5 protein-coding genes are annotated in these 4,378 nt (G+C 63.0%); 4 read left to right on the forward strand and 1 reads right to left on the reverse strand.

The genetic code is table 11. From position 1 onward, the window contains the following. The 4 genes from DP107_RS19605 to DP107_RS19625 all read left to right on the forward strand — a co-directional run. A partial coding sequence (locus tag DP107_RS19605; RefSeq protein ID WP_144263756.1) for an FAD-dependent oxidoreductase occupies window positions 1–312 on the forward strand: 312 nt, incomplete at its 5' end. Between the two features lie 185 nt (window positions 313–497). Continuing rightward, window positions 498–728, forward strand: coding sequence for a FeoA family protein (locus DP107_RS19610; protein WP_144263757.1), 231 nt, complete (start codon window positions 498–500; stop codon window positions 726–728). Next, complete coding sequence (gene feoB / locus DP107_RS19615; RefSeq protein ID WP_144263758.1) at window positions 725–2,626, forward strand: ferrous iron transport protein B; 1,902 nt, start codon at window positions 725–727, stop codon at window positions 2,624–2,626. The genes DP107_RS19610 and feoB overlap by 4 nt, the downstream gene beginning before the upstream one ends. A gap of 540 nt (window positions 2,627–3,166) precedes the next feature. Next, the gene (locus tag DP107_RS19625; RefSeq protein ID WP_144263760.1) at window positions 3,167–3,460 is read left to right on the forward strand and encodes a hypothetical protein; all 294 of its coding nucleotides are present in this window, start codon (window positions 3,167–3,169) and stop codon (window positions 3,458–3,460) included. A 56-nt stretch (window positions 3,461–3,516) separates the two neighbouring features. On the opposite strand, the gene DP107_RS19630 is transcribed toward DP107_RS19625, so the two are convergent. Continuing rightward, the coding region (locus tag DP107_RS19630) for an MFS transporter (protein WP_144263761.1) at window positions 3,517–4,378 on the reverse strand (862 nt) is incomplete at its 5' end.

Below are 4,378 nucleotides of genomic sequence, written 5' to 3' on the forward strand. Positions count from 1 at the left end.
CCAGCGGGCTTCGGCTTGTGGGAAGCCCCGTCGTTTACCACGGGGAGGAGGTCACTCGTCGCGCTCGGCACTGCCGGCGGCACAGACCTCGCTGAGATGCTTGGCGTCCCGGTCGAGGGCGACTCGATCGCCACCGATCCCGACCAGTCGACGCCGGTCGAGCGCGTCTACGCGGCGGGTGACGTCACCGGTGGACACCAGCAGATCGCCACTTCGGTCGGGGAGGGAGCCCGTGCTGCAATCAACCTCCTCGAAGACCTCCGGGGTGCGGACTACGTCGACTACAAGAAACTGGAGTCACAGCCAGCCTAACCCCGAGATCGGTGCGCCGGGTTCAGTCGGACCGCCGGCCAGTCGGCGGGGTGCGCCGAATTGTTTAGTCGGCTACATGTGAGCAGGTGCACGGTCACTACTCGCGGATGCTCCTGAAATCCCCGGGTACTGAGGCCGGCCTTATTTTACGGACTGCCTTCGAGAATTAGGCGGACCTAAATATGATGTCGCTGGCCGAGGTCTCACCCGAGGAGCGAATCGAATTGGCCGACGTACCGGACGATGATGCTCGGACCCGGCTGTTACGACTCGGCTTTCTCGACGGCCGTGTCGAGTGCCACCAGCAAATCCACAACGGCCCGGTCGTGCTCCGACGCCGCGGTTCTGAGGTTGCACTCGGGCGCGCGCTCGCCAGAGAGATCAGGGTCACGCGGTCGACCGACACGCCGAAATGACTGCGACACAGCAACCAAATCGCCGATGGCGGCCGAGCGACGCCCCGGAGACTATCGCACTGGTCGGCGCACCCAACGTCGGCAAGAGTGTGCTTTTCGGGTCGATCGCGGACGAGTACGCCGACGTCTCGAACTATCCCGGAACGACCGTCGAGACCACCGCCGCAACTGTCGGATCTGCCCGAATAATCGACACCCCTGGCGTCCACGGGATCTCTTCATTCTCCGAGGCAGAACGTATCACGCGGGACATCGTGCTGGGGGCGGACGCTGTCGTCAACGTCGTCGACGCCACTCAACTGGACCGAGACCTGTTCCTGACGCTCCAGTTACTGGATATGGGCGTCCCGACTGTCGTCGCACTCAATATGATGGACGAGGCGGAGGCAGACGGGATCGAAGTCGACGTTGATGCGCTGGAGACAGCACTGGGTGTTCCGGTCGTTCCGACCGTCGCCGTCACCGATACGGGTGTCCCGGCACTGCGGCGACAGCTCCCCGAGGCGACCGCTCCGGCGACGACGCCAATCGCCGAACACTACGACGCACTCCCGGACGACATCAAGGCTAGCAGAGCGGAGAAGACGCTTCTCCTCGAAGGAGACGACCCGACAGTCCGGCGCGTTGAGGCAGACGAACTCGTCGCTGACGGCGGAGCGTCACCGCTTGCGAACGCCGCCTGCCGAGAACAGGTCTACCGAGAGCGTCGGACACGGGTGCGGGCGCTCACCGAGACGGTCGAACGCGTCGGTGACACGGAGCGAGCGCTCACGGACCGCGTCGGGGACACCCTGATGCGACCGCTAACCGGCATCCCCATTGCGGCTGGGCTGCTGGGATTAATATTCTACGTGATCGGCGTGCTCGTGGCGCAACGACTCGTCGGCTTCACCGAGGGCGTCCTCTTCGCACAGTACTACAACCCTGCAATCGAGGCGGCTGTGACGCGACTCCTCCCGGGGGTTGTGTGGACGGAGCCGATCGAGTTCCTGCTGATCAACGACAACCTGGGTCTGCTGACGATCTCCGTCCAGTACGTCGTCGGTGTTCTGCTGCCGCTCGTCGTCGCGTTCTACCTCGTGATCGGGACGCTCGAAGACGCCGGCGTCCTGCCTCGACTCGCCGTGTTGACCGACCGGGGTCTCAGTCGGATCGGTCTCAACGGCCGCGCGATCGTTCCGTTGATTGTCGGCGTGGGGTGTGTGACGATGGCGGTCATCACCACCCGGATGGTCGGGTCCCGCCGGGAACGGCTCATCTCGACGGCACTGCTCGGCCTCGCGATTCCCTGTTCCGCACAGATCGGCGTCATCATGGGGCTGCTCGCGGGGCTCGGCCTCGTCTGGTGGGCGGGCTACCTGCTGGTCCTCCTCGCCGTTCTCGGCGTCGTTGGGGTGTTCCTCGACCGAACGTTGCCTGGTGAGCAGGACGCGCTTATCGAACAACTACCGCGGGTACGCGTCCCGCGCCCGCAGAACATCGTCCGGAAGACATACACCCGGACGGTCGCGTTCCTGAAAGAAGCGGCACCGTTATTCGCGGGCACTGCGCTGGTCGTCTCGGCACTGGATTACGTCGGTGTACTTGACGTCATTGTCCGCGGACTCCGCCCGGTGACCGCACTGCTTGGTCTGCCGGCCGCTTTCGGGCAGATACTCGTACTGGGGTTGATCCGGCGGGACTTCGCGGCCGCAGGAATGACAGATATCGCGTTGTCCGCCCCACAGACGTTCGTCGGACTCGTCGTCATCACCCTGTTCGTCCCCTGCATCCTCACGATGACGATGACCCTCAACGAACGCGACGCGCGGAGTGCCCTACTCATATGGGTCGGTTCGTGGGCAGCAGCGTTCGGTGTCGGTGGCCTCGTCGCGGCCTTGCTGGGGGTGGTCGCGTGATTTGTCCTGCCTGTGCGTACGAGTTCAAGCCGACTGGCGGATTCGCGTGTCCGCGGTGTGGCGAGACGCTCTCCTGTTCGAAGCTGTCTTGTAAGGAGTGTAATGTCTGTGCGGGCGTTTTCGACCGGCTTCGCCACGGCGTCGTCGACCGGCTCTCCGGAGATGACGCTGGTGGCACAGACGAGGATCGGCACGGATAGAACGAACGTCTGTTCCAACGGCAACCTCGGTGCGTCCGACGGCGCGGCCCGTTCTCGACGGTGCCAGTGTGGTCGCTCCGCCTACTCTCTCGATTGTCGCTGTCGACGCACGACCGTGTCGTGGTAGCGCCGGTTGTCTTGCTATATACGAACAATAGTATTCTGGGCAGTTCGATATGCGGTTGATAACCAGTCGACCGGATACAGTATTAGATGTTCGTAATACTACCCATGGGCAAACAGATTGATTAACCGAAAGACGAGTAAGACGACCGACTTGCACGCATAGTATTGTGAATATTCCAAAATACTCTTACGTGGGGGGCCACTAACTGCTGGTGTGTTCGACAACACGACGTGTACCAAGATGGGATCGATCTGGGCGATCGCTCAGGGGATATTTGCGTTCGTGGCACCCGGAACGAGCGTCTCGTTCCTCAAGCGGATGCTGGAGATGAATTTCGAGAACGCCAACCAGCTCGAAGCTCGTGACTCGTATTTCCGCCAGATACGCGCACTCGGAGTCGGGCTGGCCGCAGCTGGCATCGCAGGCTACGTTATCGAAGCGGTCGAGACCGGAGGCGACGCAGACGAGGGCGTGGAAGACGCAGACGACTCACTCGTGTCTGCCTGACCGACGTCAGCGTACGGGTATACATCCGTGGTGAGGCAGGGTACCAGATGAACCTCTCAATCGTCAGTGGCACGAGGAGCGTCCCGCCGGCTGACGAGGCCGTCCTCGTTCGCGTGTTCGGCGACATCCGGCCGGAACACCCACGCAGTCAGGGCGACAATCGGCACCATCGAGATGGCGACGAGTGCGTAGCCAACGTGGAGATTCGGCAGCACGGGTGCGGCATACACGAGCGGGTAGACGATGCCGCCGACCGTCCCGACCCCGCCCACCACGCCGGCGACGGCGCCGGAACTGTTCGGGAACATCGCCGGCACCTGTGCGAAGATCGCCCCCTCGGCGAACGCACAAGCCGTCCCGACGAGAAAGCCAACACCAACGGCGAGCAGGATCTGCCCACTTAACCCTGCAAGCGTCATCGCAAGCATCGTGCAGACGACGAAACACAGCGAGAGAAACGTCCACTGCTCCCGGTAGCGACCGGTGAACACCGGGAGGATGTTCCGTTCTGCCCGCGCCAGCCGATCACTGACGTAGCCGCCGATGGGGCGGAGCAGGCCAGCTGCAATCGAAAAGGTCGCCGCGAACGTTGAGGCGACCACGAGATTCTGCGTGTCGAACCCCTCACGGTAGTAGGTCGCCAACCAGCCGTTCATCGACAGTTCGAGCCCGAACGTCATCACGTATGCGAGCGCCAGCACGACAGTGCCGTATCGTGTGGCGGTGAAAAGCCACTCTCGAAGCGTCGCTCCCTGCTTTGTCGCCCTCCGTTTCTCCGTTGACCGAGCCGCCTCGCCGAAGACGTAGTAGATCCCCGCGAGGAAGATCGAGACAACACCAGTCTGACTTCCTCCCACGACTGAAGTCGTGGGGTTCCCGTCACAGACGGGCTCCCACGGCGGAGAGGTTCCCAACTCG

The organism is Haloglomus irregulare, from assembly GCF_007421925.1.
In the GTDB taxonomy this organism is placed as follows: domain Archaea; phylum Halobacteriota; class Halobacteria; order Halobacteriales; family Haloarculaceae; genus Haloglomus; species Haloglomus irregulare.

What these genes read in the sequence shown, in the direction of transcription:
- DP107_RS19610 (WP_144263757.1), top strand. Translation starts at nt 498, where the DNA reads ATGTCGCTGGCCGAGGTCTCACCCGAGGAGCGAATCGAATTGGCCGAC.
- feoB (WP_144263758.1), top strand. Translation starts at nt 725, where the DNA reads ATGACTGCGACACAGCAACCAAATCGCCGATGGCGGCCGAGCGACGCC.